The organism is Serratia sp. JSRIV002 (assembly GCF_019968725.1).
In the GTDB taxonomy this organism is placed as follows: Bacteria; Pseudomonadota; Gammaproteobacteria; order Enterobacterales; family Enterobacteriaceae; genus Chania; species Chania fonticola_B.
In genome coordinates this window covers 3,420,933-3,436,977 of the sequence record NZ_CP074143.1, presented here as the reverse complement: position 1 = coordinate 3,436,977, position 16,045 = coordinate 3,420,933, and the positions used below count along the sequence as shown (strand labels likewise).

Genomic DNA, 16,045 nt, shown 5'->3' with positions numbered 1-16,045 from the left:
AGCCAGGTGATTTAAGTTGTCGTGTTCTGTTTGGCATGTTAAATAAAACATAATACTAAAACAGATACTTAAAAATCCTATCCTCTCAAGGACAAGCGAGTAACAATGCAGATAATGAATGTCAAACAGGCCAGGATAATCAGTTTCATCTTTGTGATGGGGGGGATCCTGCTGCTGTTGCCGTTGCATCTTCTTACCTGCTTTATGGCGGGTTTTCTGGTTTACGAAATCGTGAATATCCTTACGCCACATTTTCAGAAGGTGATCGGCGGCCATCGGGCCAGATGGCTGGTGGTGGCGGTGATCAGCACGTTGGTGGTCGGCCTGTTGATCACCATTGTGGGGAGTATCGTCGGCTATCTGATGCAGGATATGAAGAACATCTCTGGCATCAACACCCGTATTGCGTTCATCCTGCAGGATGTCCAGCAAGAGGTGGCAAAATATATGCCGGGCTATCTGCCGTTGAGTGTGGCAGAACTGAAGAACGAGATCCTGAGCCGTCTGCAACAGCACATAGCGCTGCTGCAGACTATGGGTAAAAGCGTACTGCATGGCCTGGTGACCATGCTGATCGGGATGGTGCTCGGTGCCATCGTCTCACTGTATAACATTGATAGCAGCGAGGAGCGGCCATTACTGAAAAGTGAGCTGATGAAAAGGATTTCCCTGCTATCGCAGGCGTTCCGCAATATTGTGTTTGCTCAGGTTAAAATATCGGCAATCAATACCTTCTTCTCGGCTATCTTTATCCTTGGTGTGCTACCGCTGTGCGGGATCCATATCCCGCTGGCGAAAACGCTGGTGGTGTTTACCTTTATCTTTGGCCTGCTGCCGGTGATCGGCAATCTGATCTCCAACACCATTGTTTTCATCTCTGGCCTGTCGGTTTCACTCGGAGTGGCGCTGATTGCGTTGCTCTACCTGATCGTCATCCACAAGTTTGAGTATTTCCTCAATGCCCGTATTGTTGGCACTAAAATCAGGGCTAACTCTTGGGAGATCTTGCTGGCGATGTTGGTCTTTGAGGCGGCATTTGGTCTGGCTGGTGTGGTTGCCGCTCCTATCTATTATGCTTACCTGAAAAGTGAACTTAGAGAAGCTAAGCTGATTTGAGGACGTGCCATTTTTTCGAACCAGTCGAGGCTTCTCACCCCTCCCTGAGTGTGGTACATGCAATAAAAAAGCCTGAATGTGAATTCAGGCTTTCACATTTAATATGGCGGTGAGGGAGGGCTTGATTCGCAAGCTCACCCTGCGGGCGGCCGGTCGGCCGTCCAAAATGTCCAAGCGGTGCGGGCCATTTTGTCGAACCCTGTCGAGGCTTCTCATCCCTCCCAGATTGGGGGATATGCAAAAAAAAAGTCTGAACGTTAGCTCAGACTTCTTCTTTAAATATGGCGGTGAGGGAGGGGTTCGAACCCTCGATACACTTACGCGTATACACACTTTCCAGGCGTGCTCCTTCAGCCACTCAGACACCTCACCGTTTTGTCATCGGCAACGTTTACGCTGTCGACGGGCGCTAATGTAGGAGAATCTGATCCCAGCGTCAATAGCCTTGTGACATTACCGTGTGCGTTTAGCCAAACTTCCAGCAATCTGCTGATTTGTCGCACGATAATTCCGCCCTCCCAGTGTCAGTTTATTCTTGCATCGTGCGGCAAAGCGCGAAAGGATAGCTAAAAATCTACCCAACAAGGGAACCGGCAGTGAATATCATTTTCTATCACCCGTTTTTTGATGCGCAAGAGTGGCTGGCAGGCATGGCGAAGCGCCTACCACAGGCGAATATCCGGGCATGGCGACCGGGCGACGATCGTCCGGCGGACTACGCGCTGGTATGGCGGCCACCTTATGAGATGCTGGCCAACCGCCGCGATCTGAAAGGGATCTTTGCTCTGGGGGCTGGCGTAGACGCCATCCTTGAACAGGAGCGCCAGCATCCCGGTAGCCTACCGGCGGGAGTGCCGGTGATCCGGCTGGAGGATACCGGCATGGCACAGCAGATGGATGAATACGCGTTGGCCGGCGTGTTGCGTTATTTTCGCCGTTTTGATGAGTATCAGTTGCAGCAACAGCAGCAGAACTGGTTGCCGCTTGAGCCTCATCAGCAGAGCGATTTCACTATCGGCATTCTGGGCGCTGGGGTGTTGGGGAAAAGCGTGGCGCAAAAGCTGGTGGCGTTCGGTTTTAACGTCCGCTGCTGGAGCCGCAGCCCCAAGCAGATTGAGCACGTACAGAGTTTTGCCGGGCAACCTCAGCTAGCAGCGTTTCTTGATGGCACGCGCTTGCTGATCAACCTGTTGCCTAATACGCCTGAAACGGCGGGTATCCTCAACCGCCAGTTGTTTAGCCGTTTGGTGCCGGGCGCTTACCTGATCAACATTGCGCGCGGTGCCCATCTGGTGGAAGACGATCTGCTGGCGATGTTGGCACAAGGACAACTGACGGCCGCCATGCTTGACGTCTTCGTCAACGAACCTTTGCCGTCCGCTCATGCCTTCTGGCGTCATCCTCGTGTCACGATTACACCGCATATTGCTGCTGTTACCCTACCGGAACAGGCGATGGATCAGGTTAGCGCCAACCTTCTGCGGCTTGAGGCGGGTGAACAGCCTTCAGGCCTGGTTGATATTCAGCGTGGCTATTGATGCTTTCACAACCCGCTAACATGTCGATAGCTGCGTTAACTGCTATCATGAACAAGGATCGGCCCGCCATCCGCTGACCCTGGCGAGGGCCTAAGAAGGAGAAAGAATGTACCCCGTTGATTTACATATGCATACCGTAGCCAGTACCCATGCCTATAGCACCCTGCACGACTATATCGCCGAAGCGAAACAAAAAGGCATCAAACTGTTCGCCATCACTGACCACGGGCCGGATATGGCCGATGCACCACACTACTGGCACTTTATGAACATGCGTGTGTGGCCACGCCTGGTGGATGGCATTGGCATTCTGCGCGGCATTGAAGCCAATATCAAAAACCTGGCCGGTGATATCGACTGCACCGGACCCATGCTCAACGAAATCGATCTGATTATTGCCGGGTTCCATGAGCCGGTATTTGCACCGCAGGATCGGGCCGCCAACACTGAGGCGATGATTGCCGCCATGGCGCAGGGCGATGTCCATATCATCAGCCATCCGGGCAACCCCAAATATCCGGTCGATATCCCGGCGATAGCCGCCGCGGCAGCCAAATATCAGGTAGCCCTGGAACTGAATAACTCTTCGTTTATTCATTCACGCAAGGGCAGTGAATCAAACTGCCGTGCGATAGCGGCCGCCGTGCGTGACGCGGGCGGCTGGCTGGCATTAGGCTCAGACTCGCACGTGGCTTTTGCTCTCGGTGGTTTTGAACACTGCGAACGTATCATTGAAGAAGTGAATTTCCCGCAGGAGCGCATTTTAAATGTGTCACCGCGCCGGATCCTGAGCTTTCTTGAGCAGCGTGGCAGACCGGCAATTGCGGAATTAGCCGATCTGTGACATCGTCACGGCAAATTTTGGTTTTATAGGGTGTTATCATGAATGAGTTTTCCGTTGTCTGCCGGGTGTTGGGCACGCTGTTTTACCGCCAGCCACAGGATCCGTTGTTGGAGCCGCTGTTTACCTTGATCAAAGAGGGCAAACTGCAACAGCACTGGCCGCTCGAGCAGGACGAACTGCTGACTCGTTTGCAACAGCATTGTACCGATCCGCAGTTGGCCGCCGATTTTAACGCTCTGTTTGTCGGCAGCGAATGTAGTGTGTCACCACTGCGTTCGTCCTACGTTGAAGGTGCCAGCGAAGCGGACGTGCGGGTATTTCTCCAGCAGCGTGGGATGCCATTAGGCGAAGCGCCAGCCGATCATTTCGGTTTGCTGCTGCTGGCCGCCTCCTGGCTGGAAGATCAGTCGCAGGAAGATGAGGTCCAGGCGCAAATCACGCTGTTTAACGAGTTCTTGCTGCCTTGGTGTGGCCGCTTCCTGGGTAAGGTTGAAGCACATGCCACCAGCGGTTTTTACCGTACTTTGTCAGAGATCGCTCGCCACGCCATCGCAGCTATGTGTGATGAGCTAGCAGAATATGAGCAGGATGAAGAAGGGAAGGACGAACAAGAGTAAATGAGCGAGGGCGCAGCAAGCACTGCGCCCCTAACAACGATTAGTCGGTAAACGGGATCACCAACTGACCGGGCTTCACTTCCAACCCTTTAGCCAGTTTGAGTGCCATGGCTTCCGTTTTGCTCTTATCCGCATTGAGAACATATACCGGTTTCTGATCGAAATACGATTTCAACGACTGGTTCAGGTAAGGCGATAAAGCCTTCATTACCGTATCCATCTTCTCCGGCTGTACCTGGTAATCGACCAACTCCATGTCTTTGAGGAAGATCGCTCCCTTTTCGCGGTCGTAGACCGGTTGCGCCTTCAACGTTAGCTGCAAATCGGCGGCCTGTGGCCCGAGGATCGAAGTGATATTGACCTTGGCATTACCAGACAGTGTCACCTTGTTAGGTTCAGTGCGGCCAATCTGGCTCTGCAACTGGGTTAACACGATATTGGCATCAACCAACCCCGGCACGCCGATCTGCTTTTGGTAGTCGTTGTGTTTTTGCAGGTAATTATTCACTTCCTGCTCGCTGACGCTGTATTGGGTAAGCTGGTTACAGCCGACAAGCGTACCGGCAACGACCAGGGCGGCCATGCCCATCAGGATCTTCTTCATTCAAACCTCGTAAAACGAAAATGCGGCAGACTTTGACTGTTGCAAACCAAAGGTGACTGCCAGCAAAGAAAAATTTCAGCTTGCAGGATAACAGATGACGCGGCGCAAAGGGTTTTTTACCTGGTCGGATAAGGCTGAAATTACCTATCGCCGCAGCCGCCATACCAACAGCACCACGCCTCCCAGACAGGTTAACCCGCCAAGCGCCGGGAACAGAGGAATTCCCCACAGCTGGCTGGTGGAACGCATTAGATAGGGAGCCAGCCCCAGTGCGAATGCCGCCGTGACGATCGCAATGGCCAGCGTGACAGCCGCACGTTCCAGAGCCTTGCTGAGCTGGTTGAGGTTCTTGACGTTGATTTCGGCATCGATCTTGCCCTGCTTTAAACGGCGCATCAGCAAACGAATGGCCTGCGGAAGTTCCTCTCCGGCATCCAGCGCCTCACCACCCAGTAATAGAGCACGACGGCGCAGCGCTTCGGGTGTATAGCGCTGGAGCATCACCTGGCGCAGCATCGGTTTCAGGGTGGCAACGATATCAAAGGCGGGATCCAAGCGGTGCAAAACGCCATCCGCGGTGATCAGCGCCTTGAATAACAACACCAGATCGGGAGGCAACGGTAGTTGGTGCTCGCGGGCCATCACCAACAGGTCGGTGAGTGCCTTGCCTAGCGTCAGGGTGCTCGAAGCCTGCTTATCGAGAAAGTTTTGCGCAGCTTGTTCCAGATCGATCAGATCCAGCTCCTGGCTGTCAGACCAGGCGATCAGCGTATTGACGATGCCGTCGCTCTGGCGCTCCGCAATGGCCTGCAGCAACAGCAGCAGCTGATTGCGCCGCCGTTCCGACAGTTGGCCAACCATGCCAAAATCGATAAACCCTACGTGGTTGTCACCCAGGGCCATTACGTTACCGGGATGAGGATCGGCGTGATAAAGCCGATGTTCCAGCACCATGGCCATAAAAGCCTGCGCGCCACGCTGTGCCAGCAACGGGCCATCGAACCCGGCGGCGGCTAATTGTTGGGGATTTTCGGGCGCGATGCCGGGTAGATATTGTTGTACCAGCAGGCGTTTTGACGAGTGCTGCCAATAAATTTTCGGGATCACCACGTCGGGCTGTTTGGCAAAGTGTTCCGCAACCCGATCGCAATTATTACCTTCATGCGTCAAGTCCAGCTCGTGATTAAGCGCGGTAGCCAGCGTTTGCACCATCTGGTGCGGGCGATAACGCGCCAGCGCCGGGCTTTGTTGCTCCACGGTTTCTGCCAGATAGGCCAACAGGCGCAGATCGGCATGAATGGTTTTGGCTAATCCGGGGCGCAACACTTTTACCACCACCGACTCGCCACTGTGCAGGCGGGCGCGGTATATTTGCGCCATGGAGGCGGCGGCTAGCGGGATCGGATCAAATTGGGCAAAGACCTGCTGAGGGTCGCTGCCCAGGTCGGCGGTGATCTGCGCAGCCAGCTTTTCCCAGGGTAGGGTTGTCGCCTGGCTATGCAGACGCTCCAGCTCGTCGGTCCAGCGCTGTTCCAGCAGATCGGTGCGGGTGGCCAGGATCTGGCCGAATTTAACGAAGGTTGGCCCCAGCGCTTCCAGGGCCGCGCGCAGGCGTTCTGGCAATGTCTGATTATCGACCTCCACGCCGCCGCTGCTCAGGCCGCCCAGCATCTTGCCTAACCCCAGCAGCCTGATGACATCCTGCAAACCGTAGCGGATCAGTACGGATGAGATTTCTTGCAGCCTGGCGCGATCACGAGCGGTGACAAAAAACATTTTTAGCATCTGCGCGTGACTCCCTTATCGCCGTTGTGGATCATTGCTCCATATCGAACAGCAACGGAATATCAACGCGCTGCGCCATGCGGTTGCGGTAAGCCTCCACGTTGTCCGGCAGGGCGACACCGGCCACGATCGATAGCGAGCGTAACAGTGGGAACAGATGGATATCATCTTCACTGAGAGTGCCGTTGACCGCTTCCGATGACTGGATCAGCGGGGAAAGCGTGGCCATATCCTGTTCCAACTGGGCGATCAGATCGGCGCTGTCGGCCAGTAACACGGCAAAATCACCGCTGGCCGCCTGTTTTTTGTCGCTGAAATAGCGGCGTGCGTTGTCAGTGGCGAACTCTTCGAAATCGGCATTGGCAAAGCGCGGTAACAGCAGTTTGTTGACGTAGGTGGCAGTGTGTTGCAACCACGCGGCGATGGCCGGATTGGTTTTCCCCGTCAGTAGCGGTTTACCGTCCAGGTTATCGACGTAATGCACGATATCCATGCTTTCGGGCAGATAGCTACCGTCGTCTTTTTGCAGGATTGGCGCCATTTTCTTGCCGATCATGCTGGTGGGGGTGATTTCGTCATCGCTTAGCAGGGTCACCAAACGCACCGGCAAATCCTTGAGGCCGAAAATCATGCGGGCCTTTACGCAGAATGGGCAGTGATCGTAAATAAACAGTTTCATGCATGCTCCTGTGGTCGGGTTTAGCAGCCAGTCTGGGCCGCTGCGCAGCTTGTTATGGGATGATGCTCCATCATAAGCCTTTCTGCGCCGTTTTTTGTACTATCAGGATAGCAACTTTGGCAGAGTTGGTCGCCAGAGACTGGGCGCAAGGGATGCGCCCGGGCAAAAATCAGCCACCACGGAGGATTGCGGGGGCCGCGGTACGCGGATTAAATTGCCAGTACAAGGCAAACAGCGTGATAAAGCCCACCAGCCCCAGCAGGAACCAGGGCAACTCCGGCATACCCATCGCATTGCCGGTGTCATACATCCAGCCACCGCCGGTATAACCCAATGCGCCACCGAGTGCCAACCCCAGGCGGCTAAAGCCCATATAGCTGCCGCGTGCCCGTGAATCGGCCAGTGAGGCGCTCAGGGTCTCACGTGCCGGTTCGGCGATGATCGATCCCAGGTAGAAGCAGCAGATCAGAGTAAACACCGCTTGCAGGCTGGTGGCAAAGCCGACAGGCAGCAGGCTGAGGGTCATCAGCAGCAAGCCGGCCATCAAGCGTTGTTCCAGTCGGAAGTGCTTTTCGCTCCAACGGGCCAGTGGGTATAGCAATGAGAGCGATAGCGCAGCTTCGATGGCGTACATCCATTTGACCGCCGACGGCGAACCGGCGATCTCGTTGACCACGATTGGCAGCATCAACATCACCTGCACCGATAACATGTAATAGCCGGTCAACGTCAACACATAAGTCAGGAAGCGGCGATCGCGCAGTACGCGCATCATGCCTTCTTTCATCGGTGCCCGAATGGTAGAGATCCGGTAGTTGGGTAACAGCCAGGCATTCCAACCTGCGGCCAGCACAAAAATACCCGCGCCCACCCAGCAGACGAAATGGAAGTCGTACTGCAGCAGCCAACTGCCGATTAACGCACCGATCACGGCACCGGCGCTGTCTTGCATCATCAGCAGCGAATAGAAACGGCTGCGCTCATGTGGGCGGGTCAGCTTGATCACCAGCGCGGTACGGGGCGGATCGAACAGGGTGCCGCCAATAGCGGACAGCGCGCAGGAAAACCACAGTATCCAGGGTTGATCGGCCATCGCCATGGTGGCAAAGCCCGCAGCGCGCAGCAGCATACCGGTGACGATCATCGGTTTGGCGCCAAAACGGTCGGCAATTGCCCCGCCAAAGATCCCCAATCCCTGCTGAATGAGCTGGCGTAATCCCAGAGCCAGCCCCACGACCACGGCCGCCCAGCCAAGTTGATCGACAAAGCGAATAGAAATAAGTGGGAAGACGACGAAAAAGCCTAAAACCACCAACAGGTTATCGAACAATAAAAAATACTTACCCAAGCTCCGAGCTTGCGATACCAGAGACATGCTTCACCACGAGCAGTTAAAAGGAGAGAAAGACTACCCGGTTATTCTCTACCCAATACATGATGGCTGATAGGGGGGAGATAGATAATATTTTTTAATCGTCAATACGTTACCTGAGTGGCAAAACTACACTTAAAACTGGGCAAAACGGCTAACTGGCGATTTACTGAGCGCTCAGGGGCTTACCTGCCGGGCGGGCTACGGTTATATTACCGGGGGAATACGCGGTTTTACGCCGATAGTCTGCCATGAGTCATGCGAGATAACGCCTGGGCCCGTAGACGTTGACCCAATCAATACTTCTTATCGAACCGTTCAGACCGCGGGGGAAATGATGTTTGGCTATCGCTCTGCATCACCGAAAATACGCCTTACCACCGACCGGCTGGTTGTCCGTTTAGTTCACGAACGTGATGCCTATCGCCTGGCCGAATACTATGCCGAAAACCGGGCGTTCCTGAAGCCCTGGGAGCCGGTGCGCGATGATAGCCACTGTTACCCTTCCGGCTGGCAAGCTCGCCTGGGTATGATCACGGAAATGCAAAAGCAGGGCAGTGCCTACTATTTTATCCTGCTCGATCCGGAAGAACTCCATGTGTGCGGCGTCGCCAACTTCAGCAATGTGCTGCGTGGATCGTTCCATGCCTGCTTCCTGGGGTACTCCCTGGGTGAGAAGTGGCAGGGGCAGGGGCTGATGTACGAAGCGTTGCAAACGGCCATCCGTTATATGCAGCGCCAACAGCGGATGCATCGCATCATGGCCAACTATATGCCGCATAACCAACGCAGCGGAGCGTTGCTGACCCGGCTCGGTTTTGAACGCGAAGGCTATGCCAAGGATTACCTGCTGATCGACGGACAGTGGCAGGATCATGTACTCACCGCATTGACCAATAAAGAGTGGCAACCACCACGCTGAGGCCGTACCAATGAAATATGAATTAAATGCCAAAGAAGCCCGAGTGATTGGCTGCATGATGGAAAAGCAGGTGACCACTCCTGACCAATATCCGCTTTCCCTCAATGCCATAACGCTGGCCTGCAATCAAAAAACCAACCGCGAGCCGGTGATGGACCTGTCGGAAAGCGAAGTCCAGCAGCAGCTTGATTTACTGTTAAGAAGGCACTTCCTGCGTACCTTAAGTGGTTTTGGTAATCGGGTAGTGAAGTATGAACAGCGTTTTTGCAACTCCGAGTTCGGCCAACTGAAACTGTCACCGGCCGAAGTGGCGGTGATTGCTACCCTGTTATTACGCGGCGCGCAGACGCCGGGTGAACTGCGCACCCGCACCAACCGGATGCATGAATTCAACGACGTCAGCGAAGTGGAAGAAGTGTTGCAACAGTTGACGACCCGTGAGGATGGGCCGTTCGTGGTGCGTTTGCCGCGTGAGCCAGGCAAGCGTGAGAGCCGGTTTATGCACCTGTTCAGCGGCCAGATCGATGCGGCTCCGGCTGAAGCTGAGGAGGCCAATGCGGGTGAATTGACTGAACGGGTGGTGCGTTTGGAGGCCGAAGTTGCCGAATTGAAACAGCAGGTGCAGCAGCTACTGGCGCGGGGTTCACATGAGTAAACTACGTATCGGAGTAGTGGGTTTAGGCGGTATCGCGCAAAAGGCTTACTTGCCCATTCTTTCTCAAGCGGTGGACTGGCAGCTTGTTGGCGGCTTTTCACCGAATCAGCAAAAAGCCCAGCCGGTATGCGACAGCTATCGTATGCCCTATTTCTCTCGCCTTGATAGCCTGGCGCAACAGTGTGATGCGGTGTTCGTACACAGCAGCACTGCCAGCCATTTTCAGGTAGTGGGTGAACTGTTAGCGCAGGGCGTACACGTCTATGTGGATAAACCACTGGCGGAAACGTTGGAGCAGGGCGAACAGCTGATCGAACTGGCCGCAAAGCAGGGCGTAGCATTGATGGTGGGTTTCAACCGCCGTTTTGCGCCGCTGTATCGCCAGTTGAAACAGCAAATGCAGCTACCGGCCTCGATCCGCATGGACAAACACCGCGCCGATAGCGTCGGGCCAAATGACCTGCGATTCACCCTGCTGGATGATTATCTGCACGTGGTGGATACCGCGCTGTGGTTAGGCGGCGGTAGCGCCAGCTTGCAGAGTGGCCAGTTGCGCGCAAACGAAGCGGGCGAGATGCTTTACGCGGAACACCACTTTGCCTGCGGTGACACCATCGTTACGACCAGTATGCACCGGCGTGCTGGCAGCCAACGGGAGAGCGTGCAGGCAGTCACCAACGGTGCGGTCTATCAACTGAACGATATGCGACAATGGCTGCGGGAAGACCCGCAAGGCGTGCTCGAGAAACCAGCCCCAGGCTGGCAAACCACGCTGGAACAACGCGGTTTTGCCGGTGCAGTTCACCATTTTATTCAGTCCATCAGCAACCAGACCGCTCCGGAAACTGCTGGAGAACAGGCCATTTACGCCCAGCGATTGATCGAGAAAATGCTGCGTGATGCCAGTTAACCCCATGTAACATATGGCGGTAGCTATTAACGGCGTGGAGCCGTAGACTAACGCCACTCAACTGACGCCTGCCGATGCAGGCGTTGATATTTACCCGTCGTACTCATCAGAAAAACCACATGAATCTACTTAAATCACTGGCAGCCGTTAGCTCGATGACCATGTTTTCACGGGTGCTGGGCTTTGCGCGTGATGCCATCGTGGCACGCGTTTTTGGGGCAGGGATGGCTACGGATGCTTTCTTTGTGGCGTTCAAGCTGCCAAACCTTTTACGCCGCATCTTTGCGGAAGGGGCTTTCTCCCAGGCGTTTGTGCCGATCCTGGCGGAATACAAAAGCCAGCAGGGTGAAGAGGCAACGCGCACCTTTGTTGCCTACGTTTCCGGCCTGTTGACGCTGGTGCTGGCGGTAGTGACCGTGCTTGGCATGCTGGCCGCGCCCTGGGTGATCTTTATTACGGCTCCGGGGTTTACCGATACGCCGGATAAGTTTGCCCTGACCTCGTCGCTGTTGCGTATCACCTTCCCTTATATCCTGTTGATTTCGCTGGCCTCGCTGGTGGGGGCGATCCTCAATACCTGGAACCGTTTCTCCATTCCGGCCTTTGCGCCAACGCTGTTGAACGTCAGCATGATTGGCTTTGCGCTGTTTGCCGCGCCGTACTTCAATCCACCGGTGCTGGCTTTGGCCTGGGCGGTAGTAGTGGGGGGCGTGCTGCAACTGGGGTATCAATTACCGCACCTCAAGAAAATTGGCATGCTGGTATTGCCACGCCTGAAGCTGAATGACGCGGGCGTATGGCGTGTGATGCGCCAGATGGGGCCAGCGATACTGGGGGTTTCGGTCAGCCAGATCTCGCTGATCATCAACACCATCTTCGCCTCGTTCCTGGTCTCCGGTTCGGTGTCGTGGATGTATTATGCCGACCGCCTGATGGAGTTTCCGTCCGGGGTGTTGGGCGTGGCATTGGGAACCATTCTGCTACCGTCCTTGGCGAAGAGTTTCTCCAGCGGAAACCATGATCAATATAACCGCCTGATGGACTGGGGCCTGCGTCTGTGCTTTGTGCTGGCTTTACCGAGTGCCATCGCGTTGGGCATCCTCGCCAAGCCGCTAACCGTCTCGTTGTTCCAGTACGGCAAGTTCTCCGCCTTTGATGCGGCGATGACCCAGCGTGCGCTGGTGGCCTACTCGGTTGGCTTGATGGGCCTGATCGTGGTGAAAGTGCTGGCACCGGGTTTCTACTCGCGCCAAGACATCAAAACCCCGGTGAAGATTGCCATCATTACGCTGATCCTGACCCAGGTGATGAACCTGATATTTATTGGCCCACTGAAGCATGCCGGGCTTTCGCTGTCGATTGGTCTGGGGGCCTGTCTGAATGCTTCGCTGTTGTATTGGCAACTGCGCAAGCAGGATATTTTCCAACCGCAGCCCGGCTGGGCGATGTTCCTGTTCAAGCTGGTAGTCGCCGTGCTGGTGATGGCTGCGGTACTGCTTGGTGTGATGTGGCTGATGCCGGAATGGGATCAGGGCAATATGCTGGCTCGCTTACTGCGTCTTTCGGTCGTGGTGGCTGCGGGGATTGTTGCCTACTTTGCGGTGTTGGGGATACTTGGTTTCCGTCCTAGAGACTTCGCTCGGCGGGTAGACTGACTTCTTCCGTTAATTGTTCAAAAGAAAAGGCCACCGAAGTATCCTCAGATTACTGACAAAGTCCTGGCTATGAAGCCAGGACTTTGATCTCATCAGGTTCGTGCAATAAAACGGACTGACTGCCATTTACCTAGAACCCATTCCCTGCCATACCAGTTTGCAATCCCCTTAAAATGAGGCGCAAGTCACATTACCGACTCAAAAATGCGCTTCTGGATGTATTTCATCGTTCTTTATTGATAATAAATATCATCTATGGGTGATTGCTTGAACAGGACAAACACACTGATTAGGAGGATGACGATGGTAAATAAAAAAATTTACTTTATTTACAGACCCAGCCCGACATTGGGGCGTTCTCCTAGCCAAGGTGCTGGTGGTGGTTTGTTCGGCTATTATAAAGAAGACAACTATATTACCGTTTTGCAGGAATATCTAAATAAAAATAATCTCAACTGGATCGTTGAGAGAGATGACACTGAATCAGATATAGAGAAGCTGATAGAACAACATGCGGCATTACTGGTTTGCGTACCCGGATTACGCAGCCAGTTCTATCGCAATGGATTTAATAAAAACAACATTATTTATCTGAGTACAATGGAATATATGAACAATAATGTCAATCCCGTCATTAAACGCCTAAGGGAAATAGACAATGAATAAGTGTCATACTTGGCTTTGCAGAGAAATCACAGATGAAATTGAACTAATGCCCCATTTTTTTGCATACTAGCCCGATAGTTTTACCACGCTCACCACCAATCGGGCTGTCGAAGTAGTTGCGCAAACTCAGTTCGGGGGCTATTGCATCCAGGGTGATTACTCAAATTGGTCCTGATGAGCGAGAGTTCTCTGAAAATGAAAGCCAGTCTGTTAGTGGCACTGGCTTTATTCGATCAAGGTTTTGGCGACCGTCAGGTAAGCACGGTGTTAGCAACCAGAGGTCGCCAACGTGACCTTGTTTACGTTTATGGATTACATGCGTTCGACGGTTTCGATCCCGAGCGTATCCAGGCCGGTTTTCAACGTCTTGGCGGTCAGCAGGGCCAACTTCAGGCGGCTCTGACGTGCCTCTTCGCTTTCGGCGTTGAGGATCTGGCAATGCTCGTAGAAGCCAGAGAACAGCCCCGCCAGATCGTACAGATAGGTACACATCACGTGCGGTGTACCTTCACGGGCGACCACGGTAAGGGTTTCTTCGAACTGTAGCAGGCGAGTTGCCAGCGCGACTTCACGCTCTTCGGTCATCACCAACGGCAGCGTCAGGTTGCTTTCATCCACGCCAGCACGCTTGAACACCGAGGCAACGCGGGTATAGGCATACTGCATATACGGCGCAGTGTTGCCCTCGAAGGTCAGCATGTTATCCCAATCGAAGATGTAGTCCGTGGTGCGGCTTTTCGACAGATCGGCATATTTCACCGCACCGATGCCGACCGCATTAGCCACGTTCTGCATTTCATCGGCAGGCATGTCCGGGTTCTTCTCGGCAATCAGTTTGCTGGCGCGTTCAACGGCTTCATCCAGCAAATCGGAAAGTTTGATGGTGCCGCCTGAACGGGTTTTGAACGGTTTGCCGTCTTTACCCAGCATCATGCCGAACATGTGGTGTTCCAGCGAGACGGAGTCTGGCACGTAACCTGCTTTGCGCACGATAGTCCAGGCTTGCATCAGATGCTGATGCTGGCGCGAGTCGATGTAATAGAGAACACGATCGGCACCCAGGGTCTCGAAACGGTATTTGGCGCAGGCGATATCGGTAGTGGTATACAGGTAACCGCCATCTTTCTTCTGGATGATGACACCCATCGGATCGCCGTCTTTATTTTTATACTCGTCCAGGAACACCACGGTAGCGCCTTCGCTTTCTACCGCCAACCCCTTCGCCTTGAGATCGGCAACGATGCCCGGCAGCATGGCGTTGTACAGGCTTTCGCCCATCACGTCATCTTCGGTCAGGGTGACATTCAGACGGTTATAGGTCAGTTGGTTCTGCGCCATGGTGATATCCACCAGCTTGCGCCACATCTTCAGACAGTATTGGTCGCCGCCTTGCAGTTTGACCACGTAACCACGGGCGCGCAGAGCGAAATCTTCGTCTTCGTCGTAGTTTTTCTTGGCTTCGCGGTAAAATTGCTCCAGATCCGACAGCCCCATATCGCTGGCATGCTCGTTTTGCATCTTTTCCAGGTAGGCGATCAGCATGCCGAACTGGGTACCCCAGTCGCCCACATGGTTGGCGCGTATCACTTTATGGCCCAGGAATTCCTGAGTACGGGCAGCGGCATCGCCAATAATGGTGGAGCGCAGGTGACCTACATGCATTTCTTTCGCCACGTTGGGCGCAGAATAGTCGATCACGATGGTTTGCGGCTTAACGGGGGCAATGCCCAGCTTCTCTGCGCCCAGGGTGGCATCGGCCTGGCGGGCAACCCATTCGCTGTTCAGGAAGATATTGATAAAGCCTGGGCCGGCGATTTCCACTTTGCTGCTGATGTCACCCAGGTCAAGCAGTTGGACTACTTTCTCTGCCAGTTGTCGTGGCGGCATACCAAGAGTTTTGGCAACGGACATCACGCCGTTGGCTTGGTAGTCACCAAACTGTGCTTTCGCGGACTGACGAACCTGAGCTTCGCAATCGGCAGGCGCACCTGCGGCAATCAGCGCCTGGCTGACTTTATCTGATAGAAGAGCCTGAATATTCACCGGGTTACCTTAAATGACAAACGAGGGCCGTGCAGTACGCCCTCCGGATCAAAAGGTGGTTTTACTCTATTGGTTTGCAAAACGCCTTGACGCACAACTTGCAATCCAGCAGGGACGACGCCGCGTATCGCAGGCGACGCTCAACCACAAAACAGCCTGCAATTGTACCCGATTGACGGCACCGCGTCAGTAGTTGACGCGGGCTGGCATGGTGAAAGATAGGGAAAAGTGAAGACCAAAAAGGTAAGTAGGTGAATCAAATCGTCCGCTGTCATTGGTTTGATGGGAGCGGATTAATGGACGCTTTAACGCTTTTTATTGCCTCGGCCAGAACGTAACACACTATTCTGGCGAGTTTTGAAATGGCGATAAATCGCGTAGCCAGCAATGACTATTAAAACAAGGGATATACCTAACAGGGTCATGTTTATTTATCCAAAATCAAATGCTCTCCTAACCTAACTTATTAACGCCACCTAATCAATTGTAATGCCTCTGTTTAGGATTTCTCGCATCATTATTATTTTTTTTGAATAAAAACATAGTGTTAAATTTTACTCTGGCTGAGGTGTCAGTTTCATTGTCAGCGATTGGCCTTGTGGAAACTAAAACGATTAAACATTAGTCATTCTTAATGGT

At 53.8% G+C, this 16,045-nt stretch carries 14 protein-coding genes, 1 tRNA gene and 1 other RNA gene; 9 read left to right on the top strand and 7 right to left on the bottom strand.

What is annotated here, in order from left to right:
- Window positions 1-105 precede the first annotated feature (105 nt).
- Window positions 106-1,116, top strand: a complete 1,011-nt coding sequence (locus KGP26_RS16140; protein ID WP_223664279.1) for an AI-2E family transporter — start codon at window positions 106-108, stop codon at window positions 1,114-1,116.
- Between the two features lie 104 nt (window positions 1,117-1,220).
- Here the strand turns inward: KGP26_RS16140 and KGP26_RS16135 are convergent.
- Both KGP26_RS16135 and KGP26_RS16130 read right to left on the bottom strand, forming a co-directional pair.
- A non-coding RNA gene (locus tag KGP26_RS16135) (RtT sRNA) lies at window positions 1,221-1,353 on the bottom strand.
- A gap of 45 nt (window positions 1,354-1,398) precedes the next feature.
- A tRNA-Ser gene (locus KGP26_RS16130) sits at window positions 1,399-1,488 on the bottom strand.
- Between the two features lie 224 nt (window positions 1,489-1,712).
- On the opposite strand from KGP26_RS16130, the gene ghrA reads away from it, so the two are divergent.
- The 3 genes from ghrA to KGP26_RS16115 all read left to right on the top strand — a co-directional run bounded on the left by ghrA (window position 1,713) and on the right by KGP26_RS16115 (window position 4,115).
- On the top strand, window positions 1,713-2,654 hold the full coding sequence (ghrA, locus tag KGP26_RS16125; protein ID WP_223664278.1) for a glyoxylate/hydroxypyruvate reductase GhrA: 942 nt from the start codon (window positions 1,713-1,715) through the stop codon (window positions 2,652-2,654).
- A gap of 106 nt (window positions 2,655-2,760) precedes the next feature.
- Complete coding sequence (locus KGP26_RS16120; RefSeq protein WP_021806677.1) at window positions 2,761-3,498, top strand: phosphatase; 738 nt, start codon at window positions 2,761-2,763, stop codon at window positions 3,496-3,498.
- A gap of 38 nt (window positions 3,499-3,536) precedes the next feature.
- The gene (locus tag KGP26_RS16115) at window positions 3,537-4,115 is read left to right on the top strand and encodes a molecular chaperone (RefSeq protein WP_021806676.1); all 579 of its coding nucleotides are present in this window, start codon (window positions 3,537-3,539) and stop codon (window positions 4,113-4,115) included.
- Between the two features lie 40 nt (window positions 4,116-4,155).
- Here KGP26_RS16115 and KGP26_RS16110 read toward each other — a convergent pair whose 3' ends face one another.
- The 4 genes from KGP26_RS16110 to mdtH form a co-directional block, all read right to left on the bottom strand.
- Window positions 4,156-4,719 carry a lipoprotein gene (locus tag KGP26_RS16110; protein ID WP_024486936.1) on the bottom strand — a complete coding sequence of 188 codons (564 nt, stop codon included), beginning with the start codon at window positions 4,717-4,719 and terminating at the stop codon, window positions 4,156-4,158.
- Window positions 4,720-4,863: 144 nt separating this feature from the next.
- The gene (locus KGP26_RS16105) at window positions 4,864-6,504 is read right to left on the bottom strand and encodes an AarF/ABC1/UbiB kinase family protein (RefSeq protein ID WP_059201004.1); all 1,641 of its coding nucleotides are present in this window, start codon (window positions 6,502-6,504) and stop codon (window positions 4,864-4,866) included.
- Between the two features lie 31 nt (window positions 6,505-6,535).
- Window positions 6,536-7,183 carry a glutaredoxin 2 gene (grxB, locus tag KGP26_RS16100; RefSeq protein WP_223664277.1) on the bottom strand — a complete coding sequence of 216 codons (648 nt, stop codon included), beginning with the start codon at window positions 7,181-7,183 and terminating at the stop codon, window positions 6,536-6,538.
- A 169-nt stretch (window positions 7,184-7,352) separates the two neighbouring features.
- Entirely contained in the window at window positions 7,353-8,558 is a 1,206-nt protein-coding gene (gene mdtH / locus KGP26_RS16095) for a multidrug efflux MFS transporter MdtH (RefSeq protein WP_024530481.1), read from the bottom strand.
- A 334-nt stretch (window positions 8,559-8,892) separates the two neighbouring features.
- Between mdtH and rimJ the strand changes: the two genes are divergently transcribed.
- From rimJ to KGP26_RS16070, 5 genes are all read left to right on the top strand, one after another.
- A complete protein-coding gene (gene rimJ / locus KGP26_RS16090; protein ID WP_021181129.1) occupies window positions 8,893-9,477 on the top strand; it encodes a ribosomal protein S5-alanine N-acetyltransferase in 585 nt (194 codons plus the stop codon).
- Window positions 9,478-9,487: 10 nt separating this feature from the next.
- A complete protein-coding gene (locus tag KGP26_RS16085; protein WP_024486701.1) occupies window positions 9,488-10,132 on the top strand; it encodes a YceH family protein in 645 nt (214 codons plus the stop codon).
- Window positions 10,125-11,042: a Gfo/Idh/MocA family protein gene (locus KGP26_RS16080; protein ID WP_059201002.1), complete on the top strand. Its 918-nt coding sequence runs from the start codon at window positions 10,125-10,127 to the stop codon at window positions 11,040-11,042. Before KGP26_RS16085 ends, KGP26_RS16080 begins: the two co-directional genes overlap by 8 nt.
- Window positions 11,043-11,161: 119 nt before the next feature.
- Window positions 11,162-12,697: a murein biosynthesis integral membrane protein MurJ gene (gene murJ, locus KGP26_RS16075; protein ID WP_024530484.1), complete on the top strand. Its 1,536-nt coding sequence runs from the start codon at window positions 11,162-11,164 to the stop codon at window positions 12,695-12,697.
- Window positions 12,698-13,000: 303 nt separating this feature from the next.
- Window positions 13,001-13,363, top strand: a complete 363-nt coding sequence (locus KGP26_RS16070; RefSeq protein WP_166732709.1) for a nitrogen fixation protein NifS — start codon at window positions 13,001-13,003, stop codon at window positions 13,361-13,363.
- 312 nt (window positions 13,364-13,675) lie between these two features.
- Here the strand turns inward: KGP26_RS16070 and argS are convergent, their stop codons facing one another.
- A complete protein-coding gene (gene argS, locus KGP26_RS16065; RefSeq protein ID WP_059200999.1) occupies window positions 13,676-15,406 on the bottom strand; it encodes an arginine--tRNA ligase in 1,731 nt (576 codons plus the stop codon).
- Window positions 15,407-16,045: the final 639 nt, after the last annotated feature.

What these genes read in the sequence shown, in the direction of transcription:
- KGP26_RS16105 (WP_059201004.1), bottom strand. Translation starts at nt 6,504, where the DNA reads ATGCTAAAAATGTTTTTTGTCACCGCTCGTGATCGCGCCAGGCTGCAA.
- KGP26_RS16110 (WP_024486936.1), bottom strand. Translation starts at nt 4,719, where the DNA reads ATGAAGAAGATCCTGATGGGCATGGCCGCCCTGGTCGTTGCCGGTACG.
- KGP26_RS16070 (WP_166732709.1), top strand. Translation starts at nt 13,001, where the DNA reads ATGGTAAATAAAAAAATTTACTTTATTTACAGACCCAGCCCGACATTG.
- mdtH (WP_024530481.1), bottom strand. Translation starts at nt 8,558, where the DNA reads ATGTCTCTGGTATCGCAAGCTCGGAGCTTGGGTAAGTATTTTTTATTG.
- rimJ (WP_021181129.1), top strand. Translation starts at nt 8,893, where the DNA reads ATGTTTGGCTATCGCTCTGCATCACCGAAAATACGCCTTACCACCGAC.
- murJ (WP_024530484.1), top strand. Translation starts at nt 11,162, where the DNA reads ATGAATCTACTTAAATCACTGGCAGCCGTTAGCTCGATGACCATGTTT.
- KGP26_RS16085 (WP_024486701.1), top strand. Translation starts at nt 9,488, where the DNA reads ATGAAATATGAATTAAATGCCAAAGAAGCCCGAGTGATTGGCTGCATG.
- KGP26_RS16115 (WP_021806676.1), top strand. Translation starts at nt 3,537, where the DNA reads ATGAATGAGTTTTCCGTTGTCTGCCGGGTGTTGGGCACGCTGTTTTAC.
- KGP26_RS16140 (WP_223664279.1), top strand. Translation starts at nt 106, where the DNA reads ATGCAGATAATGAATGTCAAACAGGCCAGGATAATCAGTTTCATCTTT.
- KGP26_RS16120 (WP_021806677.1), top strand. Translation starts at nt 2,761, where the DNA reads ATGTACCCCGTTGATTTACATATGCATACCGTAGCCAGTACCCATGCC.
- grxB (WP_223664277.1), bottom strand. Translation starts at nt 7,183, where the DNA reads ATGAAACTGTTTATTTACGATCACTGCCCATTCTGCGTAAAGGCCCGC.
- KGP26_RS16080 (WP_059201002.1), top strand. Translation starts at nt 10,125, where the DNA reads ATGAGTAAACTACGTATCGGAGTAGTGGGTTTAGGCGGTATCGCGCAA.